Source organism: Veillonella sp. KGMB01456 (genome assembly GCF_023051165.1).
In the GTDB taxonomy this organism is placed as follows: Bacteria; Bacillota; Negativicutes; order Veillonellales; family Veillonellaceae; genus Veillonella_A.
This window is the reverse complement of sequence record NZ_JALKIG010000091.1, coordinates 1-971: the sequence shown is the minus strand read 5'-3', so window position 1 is coordinate 971 and position 971 is coordinate 1. Positions and strand designations below refer to the sequence as shown.

Annotated in this window: 2 tRNA genes and 1 rRNA gene; all 3 read left to right on the top strand. The window is 47.8% G+C overall.

Annotation, left to right across the window (positions count from 1 at the left end):
• The first annotated feature begins 159 nt into the window (after positions 1-159).
• Positions 160-236: transfer RNA gene (locus tag MXE28_RS11440), tRNA-Ile, on the top strand.
• A 23-nt stretch (positions 237-259) separates the two neighbouring features.
• Positions 260-335, top strand: a tRNA-Ala gene (locus MXE28_RS11435).
• 193 nt (positions 336-528) lie between these two features.
• A 23S ribosomal RNA gene (locus MXE28_RS11430) occupies positions 529-971 on the top strand; the annotation flags it as partial.

Below are 971 nucleotides of genomic sequence, written 5' to 3'. Positions count from 1 at the left end.
AGCCGTATCGGAAGGTGCGGCTGGATCACCTCCTTTCTAGGGAGACATACACGAAGACAAGTTCTTCGATGTCACTTAGGTCGACACTTTGGCGCTGTACTTTGTACAGTAACCTACATTGTTCGGTTTTGAGAGATCTGTAAGACTCTCAAAAAGAATGGGCCTATAGCTCAGCTGGTTAGAGCGCACGCCTGATAAGCGTGAGGTCAGTGGTTCAAGTCCACTTAGGCCCACCATTCTTTAAATTTATACCATACATGGGGGCGTAGCTCAGCTGGGAGAGCACCTGCCTTGCAAGCAGGGGGTCAGGAGTTCGATTCTCCTCGTCTCCACCATTCATTTACTACTGATTGGCGACAATGAGTAATAAATGACTTGTTCTTTGAAAACTGCATAGAAGATAGATAATAATATGTAAGGTAAGCCTCTTGGAGTAATCCAAGGGTTGACCAAGCACATTAGGAAAAAATTCTCTGATTTATAAAGAGTAGGTTAAGCTACAGGCGAGACGCAAGACTTAAAAATCTAAGTAAAGATTTTAAGGGCGTACGGTGGATGCCTTGGCTATACTGGCCGATGAAGGACGCGGTAAGCTGCGATAAGCTACGGAGAGGTGCAAGCAACCTTTGACCCGTAGATTTCCGAATGGGGGAACCCGGCAGAAGTTATGTTCTGTCACCCATACCATAGAGTATGAGGAGGGCACCTGGGGAACTGAAACATCTAAGTACCCAGAGGAAGAGTAATCAAACGAGATTCTCCTAGTAGCGGCGAGCGAACGGGGAAGAGCCCAAACCGGATCGGGAAACCGAACCGGGGTTGAGGACTGTCATCAAGTGTAAATGGGATAGAAGAATCGTGTTGGAACACACAGCCGTAGAAGGTGAAAGCCCTGTAATCGAAATCCTGCATGCACGGGACAGTATCCAGAGTACCACGAGACACGTGAAACCTTGTGGGAAGCAGGGGGG